We start from the raw sequence: 23,613 nt of genomic DNA on the forward strand, positions 1-23,613 counted from the left end.
CTCCTCTTCAGTCCTAATGTCTAGCGGTCAGGCAATGATGCATTCATCGATAGTGCGCGGATGGCTGGTCAGCCGCTCCGGCCCCGTCTCGGTGATCAGAACGGTGTCGGAAATGCGATAGCCGCCATGGCCGGGGATATAGAGGCCGGGCTCGGACGAAACGATCATGCCGGGCTGCAGCAGGCTGTCGTCGCCATCGGCGATCCAGGGCGGCTCGTGCAGCCAGATGCCGATACCGTGGCCCTGCCGGTGGCGCAGATAATGCGCCATGCCCGCCTCGCGAATGACATCGAGACAGATGCGGTTGGCTTCGGAGCAGGGGCGGCCTGAAATCAGCGCATCGGTGCCGACGGCCTGGGCGCGGGCGGCGACTTCGAAATAGCGGCGCTGTTCGTCTGTGGGTTCTCCCATGACGAAGGTGCGCTCGCTTTCCGCGAATCGTCCGCCGACCGCGCAGCCCAGCGAGAGAATGAAGGTCTCGCCTGGCTTGACGCGGTCGGCAGACGGCAGCCCATGGGGCAGGGCCGCATTCTTGCCGGTATAGACGAGGCCGCCGGCCAGCATCTGCCCGACCACAACATCCTCGTGCTCGGCATACATGGTTTTGGTCCCGAAGCCGGTGACATGCCGGGCCAGTTCGGCTTCGGTGGGCAGCGGAGCGCCATCGGCCATGGCATCGCGAATGAGCTTGAGGCCCGCTTCGACCATGGCGTCGGAAATGCGCGCCGCCTCGCGGTGCAGCACGATTTCCTCCGGGAACTTGATCAGCCGCGCATCCTCGACGATCTCGGACATGACCCAGCTGGCATTGGGCGCGAACTGTTCGAACTTTTTGACCCGGCCGACCGGCGTGGTCGGCGAATAGGCAATGCGGCCGCTGGGGTTGATCTTGGAAAGCAGGATCGAGAAGGCGTCCTCGATGCCGGGATATTCGGGGTAGACGACGAATTCGGCTGCGGTGTTCTGCTTTTCCGCGTGGTCGGCCTCCAGCGCCGGCACCAGCAGAATGCAGTCCTTTGCCGTCAGCCAGATGGCAGCGGGCCGCTCATTGGGGAAGTGGAAAAAGCCGCTGAGATAAGCGACATGATGGTGGTCGTCGACCAGGAGGCCGTCGAAACCTTGGGCGGCCATGCGGGCACGCAACCCATCCTGGATGCGCGCATAGGTGTCGCGCGAAAGACGCTGCTTCACGGCTCAGTTCTCCCGGGTTTTCGGATTGCGGGCGTCGTTATAGGCGATGGATACCAGGGTGGAGGACACCACCAGCAACAGGATGGCCAGCGAGGGGAACAGCGTGCACCACCAGGCGACGGTGAGCGCACCCGAGCGCTGGGCGTTGAACAAGATCTTGCCCCAGGACCAGCTTTCCGGGTCGCCCAGGCCCAGGAAGGAAAGGCCTGCTTCCGACATCACGGCGCGCGAGGCGGTGAGCACCACCGAAACCACAATGATCGGCGCAACGGCCGGCAGCAGATGCCGCGTCATGATCCAGAAATGGCTGCCGCCAATGGTGCGCGCGGCGTCGACATAGGGCAGTCGCGTCACTGACAAGGCCTGCGAGCGAACAATTCGCGTCACTTCCGGCCAGGAAAACAGCGCGATGACCATCACCAGCGTCGTTACCGACGGTCCGACCAGCGCCGCGACCAGGATCATCAGCGGCAGCACCGGCAGAGCCAGCGACACATCGACCAGCATGGAGATCGGCGCATCGAGCCGTTTGGCATAGGCCGCGAGAATCCCCAGCGCCACGCCGATCAGAATGGCGAGAAAGGACGAGGCAAAGCCGATGATCATGCTGATGCGCGTGCCCCAGATCACCTGCGCCAACACATCGCGGCCGAGATCGTCCGTGCCGAAGGGATGGGCGGGAGACGGCGGCACCAGAATTTCGGTGCCATAGCCGCTGGGAAACGCTGCAAGAAGGGGCGCGAGGATGGCGATCACCACCATGATCAGGATCACCGCGGCCGACCCCATGCCGAGGGGATTGCGTCGGAAGGCGCGCCAGGTGCGCTGGGCGGGCTTGAGATCGGCGGGAGCCAGGCTGGGCGCTGTCGTGGACGTATTGGTCATGGTCATCAGGTGCGCACCCGCGGGTCCAGAAGCCCATAGGCGATGTCGGTGAGGAGATTGGCGATCACCACGGTGGCCGCCAGCAGCACGAAGGCGCCTTGCAGCACGGGGAAATCGAGCTGGCCGACGGCTTCATAGATGGCGCGGCCAACGCCGGGATAGGCGTAGATGGTTTCGGTGAGCACCGCACCACCGACGAGAAAGCCGATCTGCAGGCCGATCAACGTGGTGGTGGGCAGCAGCGCATTGCGCAGTGCATGCTTCCAGATCACCTTGTTTTCGCGCGTGCCCTTGGCACGAGCCAGGTCGCAATATTCTTCCCCCAGCGCCTCGATCAGCGTCGCGCGCAGGGTCAGCACATAGGAGGCGAGCTGCGCGAGAACCAGGGTGAAGCAGGGCAGGACGAGGTGATGCAGTACCGAGAGGTAATATGAAAAGCCCGTCAGCCCGGATTTGACGGCCCCACCGATCGGGAACCAGCCAAGCATGAGGCCAAGAGTATAAAGCAGCAAGATACCGAGCGAGGGCACGAACAGCGATTGCCCGACCACACCGGTGACCTGGACGACGCGGTCGACCCAGCCGCGAGCCTGGGTTGCCGCCAGCACGCCGAGCGGTACGCCGAGCAGGACCGTGACCACGAGAGCGGACCCAGTCAGAAGCAGCGTCCAGGGTAGACGCTCCATCAGGATTTGGCTCACCGGCTGGCTGCGCAGAAACGAGATGCCAAGATTGCCATGGATCAGCTCGCGCAGATAGGCGAAGTACTGGACCGCCAGGGGGCGGTCCAGTCCGTACAGCTCCAGCTGCGTCTGGCGGATTTCCTCGGTCATGCCCGGGCCGGCCACAGCCAGCACCGGGTCACCCGGCAAGAGCCGGACGAGGAAGAAGGTGACCGTAACGGCGAACCAGAAGGTCACCAATCCACGCGCCAGTCGTTGCAGAAAGTAGCCGGTGAGATGCACGTTATCAGGTCTCTACAAGGTCAGTTCTTGGGCTTGACCGAGGCCAGCGACAGCGGATTGACCAGCGAGAGCAGATCGGACGGCTGCACCACGAAACCGTCCCACTTGTCGCTGTTATAGGCGAACTGGAAAGTCTGGTAGTACAGCACGTTGTCGTAGACCTTTTCCGAGATCAGGCGGGCGGCAGCCTGCACCGGGCCCTTGACGGCTTCCGGCGTGGTGGCAGCCTGAGCTTCGTCGATCAGCTTTTCGAGGTCCGGATCGGAGATCGAGGCGTAGTTGATGAAGCCGCCGGTGCGATAGGCGAGGCCGAGATAGGCCGCCGGCTCTTCCATCACTGCCCAGTTGCCGGCATAGATGTCGAAGTCCTTCTCGCGACCGCGGGCCAGGTAGGTGTTGCGCTCAAGACCGGTGAGGTTGATCTTGATACCGGCCTTGGCAGCGCCGTCCTTCATGATCTGTGCCCAGTTGGCGATATCGGCAGCGCTCTGTTCGTAGAGCAGGGAGAACTCGATGCCGTCGAAGAAGCCATCACCATTGCCATCAGTATAGCCGGCATCGGTCAGGATCTTCTGGGAAAGCTCCGGATCGAACGCATATTCCTTGGCTTCCGGGTCGGCCCAGTAGCTCAGGACCGGCGAGATGGGCGAGGAATTGGTGGTGTTGGCCAGGCCTTGCATGGCGATGGCGCGGATGGCTTCGTAGTCCACGGCATGCGCCAGGGCCTGACGCACTTCCAGCTTGGCAAGCACTTCGTCGTTCATGTTGTAGAGCACATGCGACCAGCCCAGCGAGGGGGCCTGGGCGATCGTGATGCCCGGCTGATCCTTGAGGGTGCGGGCGATGGGTGCGGGCAGCGCATTGGCGATGAGATCGAGATCGCCGGCGCGCAGCGCCAGGGCCTGGGCGTTCACATCCGGGAAGACGCGGAATTCGACTTCACCGACGCTGGCCTTGCCGGCTTCGACGAGCGGATAATTGTCGACAGCGCTCAGGACATAGTTCTGGCCGGCATTGACTTCCTTGAGGATGAACGGACCGGCGCTGACCCAATCCTTGTCATTGGCGAAGGCTGCGACCTGGCCGACTTCGGGGAAGGCGTGCTTGGGCACGATCGGCATCCAGAAGCCGATATTGGTGAGGAAGGTGGAGTCCGGGCGGCTCAGCGTGAATTCGACGCGGGTCGGCGAAACCGCCTTGGCGCTGACGAAGGAGGGGATGAGGCCCGCGGTGACGCCGATCTTCTCGGTGGTGACGGCGGTGATGGTGAAGACGATGTCATCGGCTGTGAACGGGGTGCCGTCGTTCCAGGTCATGTCGCCGCGGATCTCCATCCAGGCGGTCAGACCATCCTCGGAATAGCCCCATTCGGTGGCGACGTAGGGGTCCTTGGAGCCCTTGTCGGTCATCTGCATCAGGCGCGGATACATGAGGTTGGTGACCCAGGTATCCGAGCGGCTATTGCCGACCAGGGGGTTGAAGTTGACGACATCGGCGGTGGTGCCGATGACGATACGGCTTGCCGCGTCCTGCGCCGAGGCAGAGCCCAGGCTGGCCACCCCCATGGCCATAACGATCCCGCCCATTAGGACGGAACGACGGGTCAAAGCATTCCTAACATTGCGGATCATCGTGGTCTCGCTGTTGAATTGGCACCCAAGTGTTGCGATGCGCTCAAAGCCGTGTCAAGGATTGTCGTACAATTTCTGAACGAGGTAGAGTCACTGATGACGAAACAGGCAGACGAACGCCCGGTGCTTTCGGTGTCAGGGCTCGATGTCAGCTTCCATACGATGCGCGGCGAGGTGAAGGCCGTCAGCGACGTGTCGTTCGACCTCAAGCGCGGCGAAGTGCTTGCCCTTGTTGGCGAATCCGGGTCCGGGAAGTCGGTGTCCACCCGAGCAGTGATGGGCATTGTGCGCGGCAATGCCACCATTAATGCCAAGCGCATGGAGCTTGCGGGGCATGATCTGCTCAACATTGATGACGAGCAGAAGCGCAAGCTGCGCGGCCGGGTCATCAGCCTGGTGTTCCAGGATGCGCTGTCGGCACTCAACCCGGTTCTCTCTATCGGCGACCAGTTGGGCGAGCTCTATCGCACCCATCTCGGCATCTCGAAAAAGGAGGCGCGGGAGCGCTCGATCGAGCTGCTGCGCTCGGTGCATCTGGCCTCGGCCGACAAGCGGATCGATGATTTTCCGCACCAGTTTTCCGGCGGCATGCGCCAGCGCATCCTCATCGCCTCGGCCATTGCCCTGAAACCTGAAGTGCTGATCGCCGACGAGCCGACAACGGCACTGGATGTGACCGTCCAGGCCCAGATTCTCGATCTGCTCGACGAACTTCGGGACGAGCTGGGCATGGCCATCCTGCTCATCACCCATGACCTGGGTGTGGTGGCGCGCATGGCTGAACGCGTGGCCGTCATGTATGCGGGCCGGCTGGTGGAAACCGGCAATGTCGACGATATTTTCCGGGCGCCGGCCCACCCTTACACTGCGGCGCTGATGGCCTCGGCGCCCCGGCTGGAGACCGTGGAAAAACTCGAGCCGATCAAGGGGTCGCCGCCCAATCTCATCGCGCCGCCGCCCGGTTGCGCCTTCAACCCGCGTTGCACCCATCTGGGCGCGCTCTGCACACAGCTGCGCCCAGAACTCGTGCCTGCGGCGCATGGTCGCAGCCATGCCTGTCACTATCCGCTCGTGGAGACTGCCCATGTCGGCTGAGCCCATCCTTGAGGCCCGCGGCCTGTCCAAGACCTTCAGGGCCGGCGGCGCGGTGTTCGGCAAGCCCTTCCAGGCCGTCAAGGATGTGAGCCTGGCCGTTAGGCCGGGCGAAACCCTGGCCGTGGTGGGCGAATCCGGTTGCGGCAAGTCCACGCTGGCCCGCATGCTGGTTGGCCTCGAAACGCCCGATGAGGGAGAAATCCTCTTCAAGGGTGCGCCGATCAGGCGTGATCGGGCTTTGCGCCGGCAGGTGCAGATGGTGTTTCAGGACCCCTATCTGTCACTCAATCCGCGCCGCACCGTGCTTGATATCGTCGCCGAGCCGCTGGATGTCCATGGCCTCGCCAAAGGCGCGGCACGCACCGCCCGGGTCGAAGAATTGCTGACGGCAGTGGGTCTCGATCCCGCCGCCTCCAGCCGCTTTCCCCATGAATTTTCCGGCGGCCAGCGCCAGCGCATCGGCATTGCCCGGGCTCTGGCTGCCGAACCCTCCATTCTCGTCTGCGACGAGCCGGTATCGGCGCTCGACGTTTCGGTTCAGGCGCAGGTGGTCAACCTGCTGATCGGCCTGCAGCAACGGCTGGGCATTGCCATCATCTTCATCGCCCACGACCTGGCTGTAGTGCGGGCCATTTCGCAGCGTGTCATGGTGATGTATCTTGGCCGCGCGGTCGAAGAGGGCAGTGCCGAACAGGTGCTGGTCACCCCGAGCCATCCCTATACCGTCGCATTGCGTAGTTCGGCGCTGGAGCCCGATCCGGCGCGGGCACGCCTGGCCCGGGGCAAGGCCACACGGGGAGAGCCGCCCAATCCGGTTAACCCCCCGCCAGGGTGCCGCTTCAATCCCCGCTGCCCGCGTGTCACCGAACAGTGCCGCCAGCAAGAGCCTGTCATGCACAAGCACGCCACAGCGAGCGGCATCACCGGCGTCGCCTGCTATCATCCGATGGGCGAGTCCGACAAGATTAGCGCCTGAAATGGCAGCGGCGGCCGGATCCCTCCAGCCGCCGCTCAAAAGTCATGCCTTTGGTTCAGACGCGGCCGAGCCGGTCGAGCAGCGCCGCGCCGGTGCGGATGCCCTTGAGGAACAGCGCTATTTCCATGTTCTCGTTGGGCGCGTGATTGGCCTCATCGGCATTGGCATAGGGCATGACGAAGGCCGGCACACCCAGCACCTTGGTGAACACATAGTCCGGCAGGCTGCCCCCGGCCGATGGATAGACCAGCGGCTTCTCCTCGCGGGCTTCCACGATCGCCTCCTGGATCAGCTTGCCCCAGGGATCATCCAGCGGCGTGCGCGAGGGCAACATCGAGCCATAGGTGATCACCTCGACCTCGGGCGCGTGCTTGGCCACATGCGCCTTGACGCAGGCATAGACATGTTCCGGCGTCATCGCCTCGACCAGGCGGATATCGCATTTGGCCACCGCCTCGCAGGGTAGCACCGACTTGGTGCCCGGCCCACCATAGCCGCCATGCAGGCCATTGATCGTCAGCGTCGGATGGAACATCAACCGGTCCCAGAAGGGCCGGTCCGCAGGTTCATCGAGGCGCGTTAGCCCCATATCGGCCATGTATGCCGGAAGATCGAGCGGCAGGGCCTTGGTGGCGGCGATATCGGCTTCGGTGGGCGGAATGATCTGGTCGTGCAGACCCTCGATGGTGATGCGCCCATCCGGCGTCTTCATCGTCGCGAGCAGATGCACCAGCGTCCAGATCGCATTGGGCATAACCCCACCATAATTGCCCGAATGGGCATCACGGCTAGCCGTGCGGACGCGCAGCTCGAACGAGGTCATGCCGCGCACGCCATAGGTCAGCGTCGAATTGCCCGATTCGTGCAGCGGCCCATCGGCCGTCACCACGAAATCGGCCTTCAGCTGCTCCTTGTGGTCTCGCACGAAATTGGCGATCTGCGGCGAGCCGATCTCTTCTTCGCCTTCGAGCAGGAAGATCACGTTGCAGGGCAGGGTGCCATGCACCTTCAGATGCGCCTCGATGGCCATGATCTGGGCGAAATGCTGGCCCTTGTTGTCGCCCACGCCGCGCGCATAGATGCGTCCGTTGCGAATGGTCGGCTCGAAAGGCGGGCTTTCCCACAAGTCCAGCGGATCGGGCGGCTGCACGTCATAATGGCCATAGAGCAGCACTGTCGGCTTGGTGGCATCGACCATGTAGCGCGCCAGGACGAAGGGATGGCCCTTAGTGGGAATCGCCTCCACCTCCATGCCAATTTCGCCCAGCATGTTCACCAGCAGCTCTGAGACTTCCTTTATGCCGATATTGTGGGCGCTGATCGACGGATTGCGCACATAGTCGATGAGGCGAGCGACATAATCGTCGTGCCGGCCGCCGATATAGTCGAAGACCGGCCTGAGTGTCGGGGAGGTCATGCGGCCTCCCTGGTGAGGATAATACCGCCCGAGGGATGTACGGTCCCCTGCCAGCCTGGCGCCACAAAGGTCGTGGAGTCGAGCTGGGTGAGGATGACCGGGCCACTGAAGCTGGCGCCAGCGCCGAGCTTGGCGCGGTCGAGCACCGGCACGTCGACCTGCCTTCCACCAATGCTGACTGACGTATGTTCCTCCGGCGCCGTGGTGGTCCCGGGGGCAAGCTCCACCGCCGGCGGCACCACGGCAATGCCGGTGGCATGGACGCGCAGCGTTACCAGTTCGATCGGTGCGCCGAGATTGAAACCATAAAGCGCCTTGTGGGCGGTCTGGAAATTAGCTTCCACCTGCGCCCTGTCGGCAGCATAGGGAACGGCGATCTCGCCGCCCTGTCCGGCATAGCGCATCAGCGCGACGCGTTCGATGACGCGCGCCTCGGGGGCCACGTCCTCCTCATCGAGCCAGGCCCTGGCCTGAACCTCAAGCTCGGCGACAATGGGCTCGGCCACTTCTGCGTCCATGGCGCCGGGAATGGCCATGGCGCGCGAAAACTCGGATTTGAGATCGGCCGCCAGCAGGCCGTCGGCGCAGAGCACGCCGGGAGCGGGCGTAATCAAGACGCGCTTGATGCCGAGCAGTTCGGCGAGGGCGCAGCCATGCAGCGGCCCGGCACCACCAAAGGGCACGAGCGTGAAATCGCGTGGATCGTGACCGCGTTCGACCGAAACCACGCGCATGGCGCCGACCATGTGATTGTCGGCAATGGCGAGAATGCCGCGTGCCGCAGTTTCGAGGTCGAGCCCCAGCGGTTCGGCAATGGTCATCACCGCCCGCTTGGCCGCCTCGACATCGAGCACCATCTTTCCGCCCAGAAGCCGCGCCGGCAATTGGCCGAGCGCCACATGCGCGTCGGTAACGGTGGGCGCGGTACCGCCATGGCCGTAGCAGGCCGGGCCGGGCCGGGCGCCGGCGCTTTCCGGGCCAACGGTCAGCGCGCCATCCTTGATGCGGGCCAACGACCCCCCGCCCGCTCCGATGGTGATCATGTCCACCATGGGCAGCGCCAAGGGCCACTCGCCGACCGAACCATGCTGGGTGAGGCCGATCTGGCCACCCTTGATCAGGCAGATATCGGCCGAGGTGCCGCCGATATCGTTGGTGATGATATCCTCGATGCCGCAGGCTGCAGCAGCGGCACGGGCGCCGACAACGCCGGCTGCCGGGCCGGAAAGGGCCGTCAGCGCCGGTGCTACGCGGATTTTCGGTGCCCCGGCAACGCCGCCATTGGACTGCATCAGCATCAGCGGTGGAGTCGCCCCCTCGTCTTCCAGCCGCTTTTCGAGATTGCGCACATAGGTGGTGACCCCCGGCATCACCGTGGCATTGAGCACAGTGGTGAGGCTGCGCTCATATTCGCGCACCACCGGCAGCACGTCACTGGAAACAGTGATTGCCAGCTCCGGCAATTCCTCGCGCAGAATGTCGGCAACGCGCCGCTCATGCTCGGGATTGGCATAGGCGTGGATGAGGCAGACCGCGACGGCGGCGACGTCCATGCCACGGATTTGCGCGGCAGCCGAGCGGACCGAGACCTCGTCAAGCGTTTCGAGAACCGCGCCACCTGCGGCGATGCGCTCGTTCACTTCCACGATGCGGCTCGAGGGCACCGGCGGCACCGGCTTGATCCAGGTATAGAGATTGGCCTTGCGCGGAATGTCCTGCCTGCCGATGGCCAGCACATGGCGGAAGCCGCGTGTGGTCACCAGCGCCGTGCGGGCGCCCTTGCCCTCGAGGATCATATTGGTGGCAACGGTGGTGCCATGCAGCACCTGGTCGAGATCGGCCGCGGAAGCCCCCGCCTGTTGCAGCGCCAGGCGAATGCCGTTGAGGAAGGCCTCCGACGGATCGGATGGGATCGAAGGCGTCTTGGCCCGCCAGGAGCGACCGGAGCCATCGACCAGCGCCACGTCAGTGAAAGTGCCGCCGATATCGACAGCGACGGCGAGATTGGTTGGGTTTTCCATGGCGATATCAGGCGAGCTCATCGATATAGGTCTTGCGGTGGAACGGCTTGGTGGCCGGGCGATCGGCGCGCAGTCTGGCCGTGGCCGCTGCGTCGAGCTGATCGTCGGCGATAACAACGCCATAGAAGGTTTTCGCGGCCTCGGCGGTGACGAAGCCGCCGCGCACGTCTTCGAGTACGCGTTCGGCCGGGCGATCATAGGGATGTCCCATGCCGCCGCCGCCGCCGGTGCGGATGCGCAGGATGTCACCCTTTTTGAGCGCGGTGCCGTCCGAAAGTGGCGGGATCTGCCGCTCTTCGGGCGTGTCGGGATTGACCACGATGGAGCCACCGCCGCCGGACATGCCGCCGCCATAGCCCCAGGGCGGATTCTTGACGCCATCGATGCGGATGGCGAGCAGCGCCTCGTCGGCGAGGATCTCATATTCGCGGATGATGCCCGTGCCGCCGCGGAACCGGCCAGGACCGCCGCTGTCGGGCACGACGCCATATTGGCGCAGCCGGATGGGATAGCCGCCTTCGAGGAACTCGACGGGGTAGTTTTCCTGGGCCACGAAGTAGACCGCGTCGATGCCATCGGCAAAGTCGCGGGCGCCATAGCCGACGCCGATACCGTCGGCGAGCAGGAACGGCTTTGGCGTGCCGGTTTCCTTGCCGAACGTGCCGCGCATGATGGTGACGACATAGGCCGAATGGGCCGCCGGGGCACCGCCCTTGCCGCGGTTGACCAGGCCATTGAGCACGGCAAGCATGCGCATCATGGTGAGGCCGCGCATGCCCAGCGGCGCCGGGAAACGCGGCTGCACGATCGAGCCTTCGCGCAGGCGCACCTCGTCAATGGCCAGCGGGCCGCCGGCATTGACCACCTGGCTGGGATCGCCGCCGAGGAAATAGAGCCCCAGCGCCATGCCGGGCACGCCCTTGTTCATGATGAGATTAACCGGGCCCGGCGCCTGGTCGTCGCTCTCCGTGGCGTCGAAAATGAACCGATCTTCGCCATTGGCGCCCTTTTCGCGGGTGATGGCGAAGCGCAGGCTGAACGGGCCATTGCCATGGCCGTCGCTGTCGATCTGGTCGGAGAATTTATAGGTGCCGTAGTCGAAGGTTTCGGCGAGACGGCGGCGCACCAGCGTGCGGGTGCGGTCCAGCAGCTGCGCCAGGGCGTCGGACACCACATCGGCCCCATGCCGTGCCACCACTTCGGCGACGCGGGTGACGCCGAGTTTTACCGACGCCATCAGCGCCGACATGTCGCCTTCGCTCTGCGCGGGGAAACGCGAATTGCGGTGGAAGATGGCGAGGGCGGTGTCGTTGACCACGCCTTCATCGACCAGCTTGGTCGGCGGAATGATGATGCCTTCCTGGTAGATCGAGGTGGCGTCAGGGCTGATCGAGCCCGGATGCAGGCCGCCAATATCGGCAAAGTGGGCCCAGCTCATCACAAAGGCGCAGAGTCGGTCACCATGGAATACCGGCGCCAGCAGCACCTGGTCGTTCGAATGCGTCACCGCGCCCTTCGAGCCATAGCAGTCATTATACCAATAGAGATCGCCCGGCTTCATCGTCTCGCGCGGAAAATGCTCGAACACCGGCGAGGTGAGATCGCCGAAAATCGGCACCATCGAGCCCACTGCCATCACGCCGCGTTCGTCGAAGAGGGCGGTGTAGAAATCCTTCTTCTCGCGAATGAAGGCCGATATGGCGGTGCGCTCGATCAGCGCTTCCATCTCGCGCTGAGTGGCCATGATCGCCCCGCGGATGATTTCCAGCGTCACCGGATCACAAAGGGGAGCTGTGTCCGGCGCCAGTGCCGGCATGGCGGATGAGAGCGGTGTCATCAAAAGCCTTCCAGAGAGAAACGAAGAAATAGTGTTTGCCAGGGCGCTGTGGATCAGCCGTCCCGGTCCATATGACGAAGGACCGCCTCGGCCGATCGGCGGACATAGATGCGTGTCGCCCGCTCCGCCGCAGCGATATCGCGCGCAGTAATGCCGGCAATGATGGCGCGCACGCCCTCCATACCCGTTTCGAGCTGTCCCGGCTCGGCCATGGCGTAGATGCGCAGCATGTTGACCCGTGAACGCAGCTGGTCGAGCATTTCCGCCGCGATCTGGTTATCCGCCACATCGGTCATGAAGCGCAGGAACTTCGACATGGTCTCGGCCATGCCGACCTTGTCGCCCTTGGCGCCGGCTTCGAGCATCTTGCGTGCGAATTCCTGGGCCTCGGCGATGTGTTCGTCCGTCGCGCAGGCGAGGAAGCTGCGTACGGTGATGGCTTCGAGCTCGGTACGGATCTCGTAGATCTCGTGGACATGCTTACGGGTCAGCCGCGCGACGCGCAGGCCGCTATGCGGAACAACGCTGACCAGTTTTTCCGCCTCCAGGCGCCGCACCACCTCGCGCACCACGGTGCGGCTGATGTCAAATGCTTCGCAGAGTTCGCGCTCGGTGAGGCGCGTGTCCGGCGCGATGAGCCCTTCCATGATCGCTGTGCGCACCGCGTCGAAGACTTTGTCGCGCACAAGTTGTCGCTGCATCGTCTCATCAGTCGATGCATTTTCCATTTGAGATAGATAGCCCTGAAAGATCTGGCGCAAGTCGCTCATCAGTATCCGTCGTCCCCAAGCGAGATGGGTCGGTCATCCAGCATTTGGCCGCCGCGGTCAAATCGGTGTCACGGCGTTTCGCCGGCGACTGTAGCGAGGCGCTCCCGCAAAGCCTAGCAGAAAATTGTCGTACAATCTGGATTGTCGTACAATTTATTCTGAGGCATCGTGGAGCTCGACATTATGGAGTGAGGGATCAGCATGCTCGACGTCGCCATCAAGAACGCCATCGCCCAGGTCAACGTCGACGCAGCCTGGCCATTGGTGGAAGCCTTCTCCACCATGCCCCGTTGGAAACCAGAAGATGTCGAAGCCTCAGCCCATGACATCGCGCGGCGCCTTGAGGCGCTTGGCGTGCCGGTCGAGCTTTTGGAGGCTCAGCTTTACCTCTCAATCCCCTATGAGGCCTCCATAGAGGCCAATGGCAAGCTCTATGCGTCCAAGCCGCCGGCCTATTCTCTGAGTTGCCCCGAGGGTATGTCAGGCGTCCTGCATCACGTGCCGGGCGCCCTGGCTGCCAGCGTCGGCAGCTTCTACGAGAAGAACCGCGACGAGGCTGCCGCGGCAGAAGACCGCATTCGCGGCAAGATCGTTTTGACCGACGGCTTTGCCTCGCCCAACAAGGTGCTGGAGTTTCAGGAAAAGGGCGCCATCGGCGTCATCGCCGTCAATCCTGGTATCGACCGCCATTGGGGCATCTGCTCGTCCATTTGGGGCAATCCCGATCTCGATGGCCTGCCGCGCAAGCCGTCGATCCCCGTCGCCGTGGTCAATCATCCGGATGGGCAGGAACTGATCGCGCTGGCAAAAACCGGCGGCAGCGTCACCATCAGCACCCGGCTTGAGGAGGGCTGGTTCAAGTCGCTCGTGCCGGTGGTCAATATCCCCGGTGCCTTCGAACCGGAAAAATTCGTGCTGCTCGCCGGACACTATGACAGCTGGGATGTTGGGGTCGGCGATAATGCAACCGGCGATGCCGCCATGCTCGAAATCGCCCGTGTGCTCTGGCACAATCGGGCCGACCTCCGACGCTCCGTGCGCATCGCCTGGTGGCCGGGCCATTCCACCGGCCGCTATGCCGGCTCCGCCTGGTACGCCGACGCCTTCGCCCTCGATCTCGACGAAAATTGCGTGGCCCAGGTCAATTGCGACAGCCCCGGCTGCCGCTGGGCCGATGTCTATGAAAATGTCGCGGTGATGAGCGAGGCCAATGTGCTGTGTACCGACATCATCCGCGATGTCGCCGACCTGCCGTTCCATGGCGAGCGTCCGCTGCGCGCCGGCGACTATTCGTTCAACAATATCGGCATTTCCAGCTTCTTCATGTTGTCCTCGACCATGACGGTCGAGAAGCGCAAGGAAATGAACTACTACACCGTCGGTGGCTGCGGCGGGAACATCGCCTGGCACACCGAAAACGACCTGATGGAGATTGCCGACCGCGACATTCTCCTTCGCGACATCAAGGTCTATCTCGCCGGCATCATGGCAGTGGCCAATGCGCCGATCCTGCCCTTCGACTGGCGCGCGACGGCTGCCGAGTTCGCCGTCACCCTGGCCAAGTATCAAAAGGCCGCCGGTGACGATGCGCATCTGCTCGATTCTGTTGAAGCCGAACTCACGCGCCTCACTGCGGCTCTCGATGCCTTCTATGCCGCCATCGCTGCTGGCGCCGTCACTGAAGTCGGCGCCAATACAGTCATCCAGCAACTCGCCCGCATTCTCGTGCCGCTCAACTACACCCGCGGTCCGCGCTTCACCCATGATCCCGCATTGCCTGTGCCGGGTCTTCCCGCATTGTCCGTTGCCGGCGAACTCGGGAGCCACGGCCCCGAAACCCTCGGTTTCGCCCGCATCCAACTCCAACGCGGTGCCAACCGCACGGCATCAGTATTGCGCCAGGCCGCAGGCCTGGTCGCGGCGCATTGAACCAATCTGCCGATGGCCCCGACTGACAAACGGCATGAGCATTGGTCGGCTATTCCGCGCGCCATCGGCGTCGGAAGGGCCGGCTTGCGCGGGCTGAGAAATTCGCTGCCGTGCTAGGCGGGCACGCTGGCGCTCCTGGTTGTGTTCACCCCGGCAAGCGGCGCGCGTTCGGTCTCGATCCGGGCTCCGGACATGCGGTCGAAGAGATGCAGGGACGGAACCGGCAGGGTTAGCCAAACGGTGCGTCCGTCCAGCGGCTCGTCGCCCGCAGGCAGGACGATCGACACTTCGTGGCCGAGAAGGCTGCAATAGGCCACGCGCGAACCGCCCAGTTCTTCAACCAGTTCCACGGTTGCCGGCAGGCCCAGGCCTGGCGTGCTGCTGAGCACGAGGTTTTCGGGGCGGATGCCGACGGTCACCAATGTGCCTTCTGCCAGCGCCGTGCGGCAGAGCGCTACTCTATCGGCGGCGATATCGAGCAGAATCTCTCCACCTGTCCCCACCGTGGCCGGCAGGAGGTTCATTGCCGGCGCACCCATGAACCCGGCCACAAAAGCCGAGGCGGGGCGGCCATAGATCTCGCTGGGCGAGCCGATCTGTTCGACCCGGCCGCCATTCATCACGATCAGCGTGTCGGCCAGTGTCATGGCTTCCACCTGGTCATGGGTGACGAAGATCGAGGTCGCCTTGAGACGCTTGTGCAACCGCTTGATCTCGATGCGCATCTGCACCCGCAGCAGGGCGTCGAGATTGGAGAGCGGTTCGTCGAACAGGAACACCTCCGGCTCTCGCACAATGGCCCTGCCCATGGCGACGCGCTGGCGCTGGCCACCCGAAAGCTGCGCCGGGCGGCGGTCCAGATAATCGGTGAGATTGAGGATCTTGGCGGCGTGCTCGACCCGCGCATTGCGCTCGGCAACCGGCAGGCCTGCCAGCCGCAGCGGATAGGCGATGTTCTGGCGCACGCTCATATGCGGGTAGAGCGCATAGTTCTGGAACACCATGGCACAACCGCGATCGGCCGGCTCGATATCGTTCATGACCGTGCCGCCGATGGCGATGCTGCCCGCGGTGATGTCCTCAAGCCCGGCGATCATGCGCAGAAGAGTCGACTTGCCGCAGCCCGATGGCCCGACGATGACAACGAAATGCCCGTCGGGAATGGCGAGATCGACGCCGTGTAGCACCGCCTTGCCATCATAGGATTTCCTGACATTGGAAAGGACGAGATCGGCCATCAAAAATCTCCCAGGAGGCGATGGCGCAGCTGGGTGATGGTATCCTCGCCCAACCCGATCTGTTCGAGATAAGCGGGCACAGAGCCAAATTCGGTCTCGATGAAGGCCAGGGTCGCGACCATCGTCTCGGGGTCTGAGGCGAGGAGGCGCTTGAACCGCTCGGGATCGGCGCCGCGGGCCACTGCGCCGGCGGTGATATCGGCGACGATGGGGGCGATCAGGGCAGCAGTTTGGGCATAATCGGCGACGATATCCTGGGCTTCGACCCCGACCAGGCTCAACAGCAGTGCCGCGATGATCCCGGTGCGGTCCTTGCCGGCCGTGCAGTGGAACAAGACGGCGCCGCCGGGCGCATCGGCGATGTGGGTCAGGACAGCAGCGATGCTGTCCTGCCGCGATTGCAGCGCCCGGATGTATAGCTCAAGCAGCACATCGCCATCGGCCATCAGATCGGGAGCCAGGCCATCGAACAGCGAGACATTGTGATAGCCGACATGCTCATGACCGGCGAAGGGATTTGGCTGGTGCGCCAACTCATCCTTATGGCGCAGGTCAATGACGGTCGTCACTCCGGAGGCGAGGAGGCTCTCGATGCCGCTCGCGTCGAGCCGGTGCAGTGCGTCGGCGCGCAACAGGCGGCGAAAGCGCGTTGTGCCGACAGCGGTGGCATAGCCGCCGAGATCGCGGATATTGTGGGTGCCGGGAACGGGCAGGTGGCGTGTAGTGTGCATTAGCGGATACCGGATTTCATGAAGGATTGGACGACCTGGCGCTGCAGGACGATGTAGATGAGCAGGACTGGCAGGCTGGCCAGGGTCGAGGCCGCCATCAGCGGACCCCATTGATTGCCTTCGGCGGTCATGAACATCTGGATGCCGATCTGGATCACCGAATTTTCCGCCGTGCGACTGAGCAGCAGCGGCCAGAAATATTCGTTCCAGGTCGAGATGAAGATGAGGATGGCGAGCGAGGCGATGGTCCCGCGCAGATTGGGTACCATCACCTCCCAGAGAATGCGCCAATTGCGCGCCCCATCCATGCGGGCGGCCTCGACCACCTCCTTGGGAAAGCCGCGCATGGCCTGCGCCAGCAGCAGGATGGCGAGCGCCGAGGTCAGATTGGGCAGGATCAGCGCCATGACGCTGTCCAGTAGCCCCATCTGGGCGACCATCAGGTAATTGGGGATCATCACCACCTGAAAGGGCACCAGCCAGGTCAGCGCCACCGCCGTATAGACCAGCCGGGAAAAGCGGAAGGTCCAGCGCGCAAAGGCGAAGGCGGCGAGAATGCCGGTGAGCAGCTGGAAAATCGTCGATAGCGCCGAGAAGACCAGCGTGTTGATCAGCATGCGGGCGATCGGGATAGCGTCGATTGCGTGCGTATAGTTGTCCAGCGACATGGTGGTCGGCCACAGGCTGGTCTCGAACATGGCGTTGGCCGGCCGCAACGAGCTGGCCAGCATCCAGTACACCGGAAACAGGCAGAAGATGGACAGCAGCACCATCAACAGATGCCCCGCCGCCGTGTCGAGGCCGGATTTCTCCGAGATACGACGCAGCGGGCGCGCCGGCGCCATGCTGCGTGCCGGGCGAAGCACTTCAGTGGTCATGGAAGGAATACCTGTCGATCAGGCGGAAGAGCACGAAGGCCACTGCGCCGAAGCCAATGAAGAGGATGATCGCCGACGCCGAGCTCCAGCCCACCGACATGGTGGAAAAGCCGAAATCCCAGAGCAGATAATAGATATTGGTGGTCGATCCCAGCGGACCGCCGCCGGTCAGGACATTGATATAGGTAAAACTCCACTGCGCCCCGAGCAGGATGGTCATCACCACGAGGAACAGCACGGTCGAGCTCAAAAGCGGCAGGCGAATGTCGCGGATGATTGCCCACTTGCTGGCGCCATCCATGCGGGCGGCCTCGATCAGCGAGGGATTGATATTGGCATTGGCGGCCGACAGGATCAGCGTCGAGAAGCCCATCAGTTTCCACCCGGTGATCAGGATCACCGTCCAGATCGCGATATTGGGGTCGGAGAGGAATTTGACCGGGTTGAGGCCCAGTCCCTTGAGCATCTGGTTGAGCAGGCCATAGCCGGGGTCGAGCAGCCAGCGCCACACCGCGGCGGCGACAACCGGCGCGATGATCATCGGCACGAAGATGATAGCACGATAGATATTGCGCGACCGCTGCGGCAGGTCATGGGTATAGATGGCGATGGCCAGGGGGGCGAGGACGGCCAGCGGCAATAGGCCCAGAATGTAGATGCCGGTATTGCGCAGCGCCTGCCAGAATTTCGGCAATGCGAAAATACGCACATAGTTCTCCCAGCCGACAAAGGTCTGCGGCGAGGTGGGCAGCATGTTCCACTGATAAAAGCTGAGGCGCAGGGCATCCACCAGCGGCCAATAGATCCAGGCCACGAGTGTCAGGAGAGCTGGGGCGAGATAGAGCCAGGGCGCCCAGTGCGACTGGGTCATCCGTCTGAGGCGGGTCGGGGATTGTGAGGCCAGGGCCATGGCACGCTCCGCTTGGGAAACCGAAAGGGGCCCGCCATCGCAGTGATGGCGGGCCGGAAAATTTAGGGCATCAACGCCTGGGCATTGGCCTGCGCATCGGCGAGCGTCGCCTGCACATCGGCCCCGCCGAACACTGCCATGTCGACGGCGTCCATCATGGTCTTGACGATCTGGCGGTAATTCGGGCCCGGCATCGGGTCCCAGGGCTCGAGCCGGTCAAGCTGCTCGAGATTGGGAGCCACCAGCGGGTGCTCGGCGATCCAGCCGGCGAGATAGGCGGGATCGGTGACGATGGCAGGGCGCAGCGGCAAGTAGCCGATTTCCGAGGTGATGACGGTATAGCCATGCTCGGAGGTCAGGAACTTCATCAACTCCCAGGCGGCGCGCTGCTTGAGCGGGTCGGTGGTGTGGATGGTCAGGGCCGAGCCCGAATTGTTGGGGCGGGTCGGCTTGTCGCCGAAGCGCGGCATGGCGGCCGAGCGCAGTTCGAAATTGCCTTCCGCCCCTTTCACCAGACCAGCCTGCAAGGCGCTGGTCTGCAGATACATCGCCAGTTTGCCCGACGCCATGGCGTCGACGGCGCCAAGCCCCTCGTAGATTTCGTAGACGCCGGCATCGTTGAGGTCGCGCAGCATCTGCACGGCCTCGACCGCTTCCGGCTCGGCGAATTTGAGCGTCTTGCGATCGCGCGAGATCACTTCGCCATTGTTGGAGCGCACCACGCCCTGGAACAGCCAGTCGGCTGCGCTCGGGCCGGTGATCCCGGCAGAGAAGCCTTCGGCGTCGGTCTTGTCTTCGATGGCGAGGGCGTCGGCCTTGAGTTCTTCCCAGGTGGCCGGCGGTGCATCGGGGTCGAGCCCGGCATCACGGAACAGGTCGGCATTGTAAAACAGCACCGGGGTCGAGAAGGTATAGGCCAGTCCATAGGTCTTGCCGTCCAGCACGCCCAGCTTGGTGCCATTGGGGTGCATGCCGGCCAGATGCGCGCTGATTTCGTCGGCCGGGGCAATGTCCTCCAGCGCCTTGGCGCCGAAATTGTGCACCGAGAAGTCGAGGTCCGAAAACACCGTCTGCACCAGGTCCACCGGCTGGCCGGCGGCGAGGTCGGCCTGAATGCGACTGGAATCGGCGCTGGAATAGCCTATGCCGGTGACCGTGACTTTGGGATTGGCCGCCATGAACTCGTTGATGAGCTTCTGGGTTGCGTCCGCGCCGATGCCGGCCGAGGCCAGGTTGTAATTGTAGAAGGTGATGGTTACCGGCTGGTCGATGCTGGGCGCCATGGTCTGAGCCAGCACCGGCAGGGCGGTGGAAAGGGCCAGCAGGCTGGCCAGGAGCGTGGTGCGAAACATGATGGGACTTTCTCGTTCGCTGGGGTTATTCGGCGGCTGCGACGGTGGTGTCGGCTTCGTATTTCTTCAGGATCTCGGCCATGTCGGCGAAGCGGAAGCCGCCGATCTCCCGGCGCGTGGCCGGCTGCGGTGCGAAGGTGATGGAGAGGCCGGAGGGGCGGACTTTGCCGATGGCGAAGGCGGCGCCCTCGAGCATGCGCAGCCCTTCATGCAGCCACAAGACGTCCGTTGCAGCGTGCTGGCCGATGCCCACCACGGTCGGGATGCCATACCAATTGGCGACGCGGTCATAGTGGATATGGCCTGAAAGAATGCCGATGACGCTCTTGCCGGTAACGGCCTGGCGCAGCGCCTCGGTGTCGGCATAGGAGAGCGATTCCCACTCCATCGAGGGGTCATGCGTGTCGAGCGCCGGGGCGTGGTGCATGACCAGCAGCTTGGGCAGGTCGGCATGGCTTCCGAGCTCAGACAGCAGCCAGTCGAGCTGCCCCGGTTCAAAGGCGCCACCGATCTTGTTGGGCACGCTGGTATCCAGCACGATCACATGCAGCCCGCCGATGACGGCCGAATGATCGTAGGGTTGATCGAGCTCCGAGGTGCGCCCCAGCATGGCCGGATAGAAGCCATCGCGGCGGTCGTGATTGCCGAGGGCAAACAGGATGGGCATGTCGAGGCCGGCTTCGGCGATCAGGTCCTTGAGGTGTTCGTAGGAACCGGCATCGCCGCGATTGGTCAGATCGCCAGAGGCCACGATGAAATCGGGCTGCGGTGAGAGTTTTTTCACATCGGCAAGGATGGCGCGCAGCGTTGCCGTAGTGTCGGAATGCAGATGGTCGTCCTGCACTGCAGGATTGCCCACATGCAGGTCGGTGAGGTGAACGAACGTGGTCGGTGCGGACAAGGCTTTCTCCTGTCGATGGCGTCAAAAGCAGCGTGGATGCGCCGTAACTATTTGTTTTGCCGTTATTTTCGTTGGGGGCTTGCGGAGCGGCGATGACAGAGTTACCGTCGCCTCATGACAGGTGAATGAAGGTTCATTCAGAATATGGATGTAGTGCCCGACAAGGCGCAGCGCATTCTCGACGCTGCCGCCAGACTGATCGTCCGCAATGGCCTGCAATGCTCGATGGCGGCGATCGCCGAGGAAGCCGGTGTCGCCACTGGCTCGCTTTATAACTACTTCCGCAGCAAGGAAGACCTGGTGCTCGGCGTCTACACCAAGGTCAGCGCTGAAATGGCCGCGGCCCTCAGTTTGACGGACATGCCGGGACTAGCGGAAGATGCCAGGGTCCGCCTCTATATCGAGCGGTATATGCAGTTCATCTGGGAAGACACCGAGCGGGCGCGGCTGTTCGACTATCTCGACAACAACCCTCTGATCTCAATGGAAGACGCCAAGTCGGTCTTCGGTCCCCTGGTGCAGGACGGCATCGACATGCTTGTCGCTGCCCAGGCGGTGGGCGTCGTTCGGTCGGGTACGCCCACCCTGATCATGAGTTTTGTGCGCGGCTCCATCCGCAACGCCCTCAAGCGCCTGCGCCAAACCGGCAAGACGCTCTCGGCAGCCGACCGGCAGCTGGTGGCCCACATGTGCTGGGACGCTATCCAAGCCTAGGCTGGTCGGCCTGCTTGCGCCGCCTCAATGGCCCAACATGCGTTCCATGGCGCCGGGCCGATCATGCTCGGCCAGCTTGTCCATGATAGTGGCGCTGGCCTCATTGAGCCCGATGACCTCCACTGCCGCTCCGGCCCGACGGAATTTCAGCACCGCCATGTCGATGGCCTGCACTCCGGTAAGGTCCCACAGATGGGCTTCGGTCAGGTCGATGCGCACTGTCCCCACCGGTTCGGTAAAGTCGAGAGCGGCAAGGAAATCCTCGGCGCTGGCGAAGAACAGCTGGCCCTCGACGCGATAGCTCCGCACGCCGTCGCTGAGCGTTGTGGTGACGCGAAAGATCTGCGCCACCTTCCAGGCAAAGAAGATGCCGGACAGCAACACGCCAACTCCGACGCCCAGCGCCAGGTTGTGTGTACCGACCACCGTGATCACCGTTGCCAGCATGACGATGCTCGAACGGCGCGGGTGATGCGCCAGATCGCGCAGTGAGGACCAACTGAAGGTTCCCACCGACACCATGATCATGATGGCGACCAGCGCCGGCATGGGGATCATCCCCACCCAGTCTCCAAGCACCAGCAGCAGGAACAGCAGAATCGCGCCTGCGGCAAAGGTAGAAAGGCGGGTGCGCCCACCCGATTTCACATTGATCACCGACTGGCCGATCATGGCGCAACCGGCCATGCCGCCAAACAGGCCCGAGGCGATATTGGCGATGCCCTGACCGACGCTTTCCCGGTTCTTGTTGCTGCTGGAATCGGTCATCTGATCAACAATGGAGGCCGTGAGCAGGCTCTCGAGCAGACCAACCGCCGCGACCGCTACGGAAGTGGGCAGGATGATCATCAGGGTCTCAAAATTCAGCGGCACATTGGGCAGCAGCAGCGCCGGCAGCGCATTGGGCAGGGCGCCCAGGTCGGCGACATTGCGCGTGTCGATATTGAACATCAATGCCAGTGCCGTCAGCACCAGGATGCAGACGAGCGGCGACGGGACCACCCGGGTAAGGCGGGGGAACAGATAGATGATGGCCAGGCCCCCTGCGATCATCGCATAGGTCTGCCAGGACACCCCGATCAGCTCGGGCAGTTGCGCCATGAAGATGAGGATGGCCAGCGCATTGACGAAGCCGGTCATCACCGAGCGCGACACGAAGCGCATGACTGCGCCAACACGCAGCCAGCCAGCCACGATCTGGATCAGCCCGGCCAATATGCTGGCCGCGAGGAGGTAGTCGAGGCCATGCTCGCGCACCAGCGTACCGAACAGTACGGCCGTGGCGGCGGTGGCGGCTGAGACCATCGCCGGACGCCCGCCGGCAAAGGATATGGTGATGGCTATGATCACCGAGGCATAGAGCCCTACCTTGGGATCGACGCCGGCAATGATGGAAAAACCGATGGCTTCGGGGATGAGCGCGAGGGCGACCACCAGTCCCGAGAGGATATCGCCCCGAATATTGGAAAGCCAATCGCGGCGGAAGGATTGTGCAAAGGTCATGAAAGGTCCAGACGGCTGAAGTCGCAGAAAGCGAGAGCGCGTTGTGTGCTAGGAAATAGCATGCTGGATTGTCTGGCGGATCGGCGGCCAGAAGAGCCACCCGGAATTGCACCGGGTCCGAGGACTGCCTTCTCTCTCGCCCAAATGACCCGGAAAAGCAAGCGCGGCTCCACTGCCGCTTCCCATCCGCTTGCATCGTTGGCGCGCTCATGCGATGGATTGCCCGCTTTGGTTCCGCCATGACGCGCGGATTAAAAGGGAACACGGTGCGGACTACCCATCAGGGGCCAACGCCGTGGCTGCCCTCGCAACTGTAAGCGGCGAGCGCTTCGTCACCATGTCACTGGATCGATCGGGTCCGGGAAGACGACGCAGCGCATGATCAGCCGTGAGCCAGGAGACCTGCCCAGGCAACAGACCATGAAGTCGGACGAGGTGTTCCGGCAAGGGGCAGGGCATGAACACGCCACATTCTGGTGCGCGCCGTAAAGCGCTCGCGCTTGTCTTGCCGCCTTTGCGGCTGTTTCGCAATTTCCGCGTGCCAACCGCGCCGGAGGCCGGCCGCGTCGCGTCTTGCTCGCCCGTACTTCGCCCCTGTCAAAAATACTGCAGTTTTGTGCAGGTTTTGCTGCTGCGCCTGTGGAACCATCGCCACAATGAACCCGCCAT

Annotated in this window: 19 protein-coding genes, 1 riboswitch and 1 other annotated feature; of the genes, 4 read left to right on the forward strand and 15 right to left on the reverse strand. The window is 63.4% G+C overall.

Annotated features, from left to right (window positions below; translation table 11 throughout):
* Window positions 1–27: 27 nt before the first annotated feature.
* The 4 genes from DEVEQU_RS01920 to DEVEQU_RS01935 are packed head-to-tail and all read right to left on the reverse strand — an operon-like array spanning window position 28 to window position 4,672.
* Window positions 28–1,191 carry a M24 family metallopeptidase gene (locus tag DEVEQU_RS01920; protein ID WP_126148861.1) on the reverse strand — a complete coding sequence of 388 codons (1,164 nt, stop codon included), beginning with the start codon at window positions 1,189–1,191 and terminating at the stop codon, window positions 28–30.
* Window positions 1,192–1,194: 3 nt separating this feature from the next.
* Complete coding sequence (locus tag DEVEQU_RS01925; RefSeq protein ID WP_164550200.1) at window positions 1,195–2,082, reverse strand: ABC transporter permease; 888 nt, start codon at window positions 2,080–2,082, stop codon at window positions 1,195–1,197.
* The gene (locus DEVEQU_RS01930; RefSeq protein ID WP_126148862.1) at window positions 2,082–3,041 is read right to left on the reverse strand and encodes an ABC transporter permease; all 960 of its coding nucleotides are present in this window, start codon (window positions 3,039–3,041) and stop codon (window positions 2,082–2,084) included. The genes DEVEQU_RS01925 and DEVEQU_RS01930 overlap by 1 nt, the downstream gene beginning before the upstream one ends.
* A 20-nt stretch (window positions 3,042–3,061) precedes the next feature.
* Complete coding sequence (locus tag DEVEQU_RS01935) at window positions 3,062–4,672, reverse strand: ABC transporter substrate-binding protein (RefSeq protein ID WP_206437767.1); 1,611 nt, start codon at window positions 4,670–4,672, stop codon at window positions 3,062–3,064.
* 96 nt (window positions 4,673–4,768) lie between these two features.
* Between DEVEQU_RS01935 and DEVEQU_RS01940 the strand changes: the two genes are divergently transcribed.
* Window positions 4,769–5,767 (forward strand): ABC transporter ATP-binding protein, encoded by a 999-nt coding sequence (locus DEVEQU_RS01940; protein WP_126148863.1) that lies wholly within the window; start codon window positions 4,769–4,771, stop codon window positions 5,765–5,767.
* The gene (locus DEVEQU_RS01945) at window positions 5,757–6,743 is read left to right on the forward strand and encodes an ABC transporter ATP-binding protein (RefSeq protein ID WP_126148864.1); all 987 of its coding nucleotides are present in this window, start codon (window positions 5,757–5,759) and stop codon (window positions 6,741–6,743) included. The genes DEVEQU_RS01940 and DEVEQU_RS01945 overlap by 11 nt, the downstream gene beginning before the upstream one ends.
* A 55-nt stretch (window positions 6,744–6,798) precedes the next feature.
* Here the strand turns inward: DEVEQU_RS01945 and DEVEQU_RS01950 are convergent, their stop codons facing one another.
* Genes DEVEQU_RS01950 through DEVEQU_RS01965 form a run of 4 tightly spaced genes read right to left on the reverse strand, consistent with a single transcriptional unit; the run spans window position 6,799 to window position 12,719 of the window.
* Window positions 6,799–8,160 (reverse strand): M20/M25/M40 family metallo-hydrolase, encoded by a 1,362-nt coding sequence (locus DEVEQU_RS01950; protein ID WP_126148865.1) that lies wholly within the window; start codon window positions 8,158–8,160, stop codon window positions 6,799–6,801.
* Window positions 8,157–10,202, reverse strand: coding sequence for a hydantoinase/oxoprolinase family protein (locus DEVEQU_RS01955; RefSeq protein WP_126148866.1), 2,046 nt, complete (start codon window positions 10,200–10,202; stop codon window positions 8,157–8,159). Before DEVEQU_RS01955 ends, DEVEQU_RS01950 begins: the two co-directional genes overlap by 4 nt.
* Window positions 10,189–12,018 carry a hydantoinase B/oxoprolinase family protein gene (locus DEVEQU_RS01960; protein ID WP_206437768.1) on the reverse strand — a complete coding sequence of 610 codons (1,830 nt, stop codon included), beginning with the start codon at window positions 12,016–12,018 and terminating at the stop codon, window positions 10,189–10,191. The genes DEVEQU_RS01955 and DEVEQU_RS01960 overlap by 14 nt, the downstream gene beginning before the upstream one ends.
* Window positions 12,019–12,071: 53 nt before the next feature.
* Entirely contained in the window at window positions 12,072–12,719 is a 648-nt protein-coding gene (locus tag DEVEQU_RS01965) for a GntR family transcriptional regulator (RefSeq protein ID WP_164550201.1), read from the reverse strand.
* Window positions 12,720–12,989: 270 nt separating this feature from the next.
* Between DEVEQU_RS01965 and DEVEQU_RS01970 the strand changes: the two genes are divergently transcribed.
* Complete coding sequence (locus tag DEVEQU_RS01970; protein WP_126148868.1) at window positions 12,990–14,717, forward strand: M28 family peptidase; 1,728 nt, start codon at window positions 12,990–12,992, stop codon at window positions 14,715–14,717.
* Between the two features lie 113 nt (window positions 14,718–14,830).
* On the opposite strand, the gene ugpC is transcribed toward DEVEQU_RS01970, so the two are convergent.
* The 6 genes from ugpC to DEVEQU_RS02000 form a co-directional block, all read right to left on the reverse strand.
* Complete coding sequence (ugpC, locus tag DEVEQU_RS01975; protein ID WP_126148869.1) at window positions 14,831–15,955, reverse strand: sn-glycerol-3-phosphate ABC transporter ATP-binding protein UgpC; 1,125 nt, start codon at window positions 15,953–15,955, stop codon at window positions 14,831–14,833.
* Window positions 15,955–16,686, reverse strand: coding sequence for a tyrosine-protein phosphatase (locus DEVEQU_RS01980; RefSeq protein ID WP_126148870.1), 732 nt, complete (start codon window positions 16,684–16,686; stop codon window positions 15,955–15,957). Before DEVEQU_RS01980 ends, ugpC begins: the two co-directional genes overlap by 1 nt.
* A complete protein-coding gene (locus DEVEQU_RS01985; RefSeq protein ID WP_126148871.1) occupies window positions 16,686–17,564 on the reverse strand; it encodes a carbohydrate ABC transporter permease in 879 nt (292 codons plus the stop codon). Before DEVEQU_RS01985 ends, DEVEQU_RS01980 begins: the two co-directional genes overlap by 1 nt.
* The gene (locus tag DEVEQU_RS01990; protein WP_126148872.1) at window positions 17,554–18,474 is read right to left on the reverse strand and encodes a carbohydrate ABC transporter permease; all 921 of its coding nucleotides are present in this window, start codon (window positions 18,472–18,474) and stop codon (window positions 17,554–17,556) included. Before DEVEQU_RS01990 ends, DEVEQU_RS01985 begins: the two co-directional genes overlap by 11 nt.
* Window positions 18,475–18,536: 62 nt before the next feature.
* Entirely contained in the window at window positions 18,537–19,826 is a 1,290-nt protein-coding gene (locus DEVEQU_RS01995) for an ABC transporter substrate-binding protein (protein ID WP_126148873.1), read from the reverse strand.
* A gap of 25 nt (window positions 19,827–19,851) precedes the next feature.
* Window positions 19,852–20,727 carry a metallophosphoesterase gene (locus DEVEQU_RS02000; protein ID WP_126148874.1) on the reverse strand — a complete coding sequence of 292 codons (876 nt, stop codon included), beginning with the start codon at window positions 20,725–20,727 and terminating at the stop codon, window positions 19,852–19,854.
* Between the two features lie 144 nt (window positions 20,728–20,871).
* Between DEVEQU_RS02000 and DEVEQU_RS02005 the strand changes: the two genes are divergently transcribed.
* Window positions 20,872–21,441: a TetR/AcrR family transcriptional regulator gene (locus DEVEQU_RS02005; protein WP_126148875.1), complete on the forward strand. Its 570-nt coding sequence runs from the start codon at window positions 20,872–20,874 to the stop codon at window positions 21,439–21,441.
* A 24-nt stretch (window positions 21,442–21,465) separates the two neighbouring features.
* Here the strand turns inward: DEVEQU_RS02005 and DEVEQU_RS02010 are convergent, their stop codons facing one another.
* Entirely contained in the window at window positions 21,466–22,944 is a 1,479-nt protein-coding gene (locus tag DEVEQU_RS02010) for a SulP family inorganic anion transporter (RefSeq protein WP_126148876.1), read from the reverse strand.
* 66 nt (window positions 22,945–23,010) lie between these two features.
* Window positions 23,011–23,066 (reverse strand) — a sequence feature (sul1 is cis-regulatory element that is thought to sense ions involved in sulfur or methionine metabolism; They are found in Alphaproteobacteria).
* Between the two features lie 90 nt (window positions 23,067–23,156).
* Window positions 23,157–23,368: riboswitch (cobalamin riboswitch) on the forward strand.
* The last annotated feature ends 245 nt before the right edge of the window (window positions 23,369–23,613 follow it).

Source organism: Devosia equisanguinis (assembly GCF_900631955.1).
GTDB classification, from domain to species: domain Bacteria; phylum Pseudomonadota; class Alphaproteobacteria; order Rhizobiales; family Devosiaceae; genus Devosia; species Devosia equisanguinis.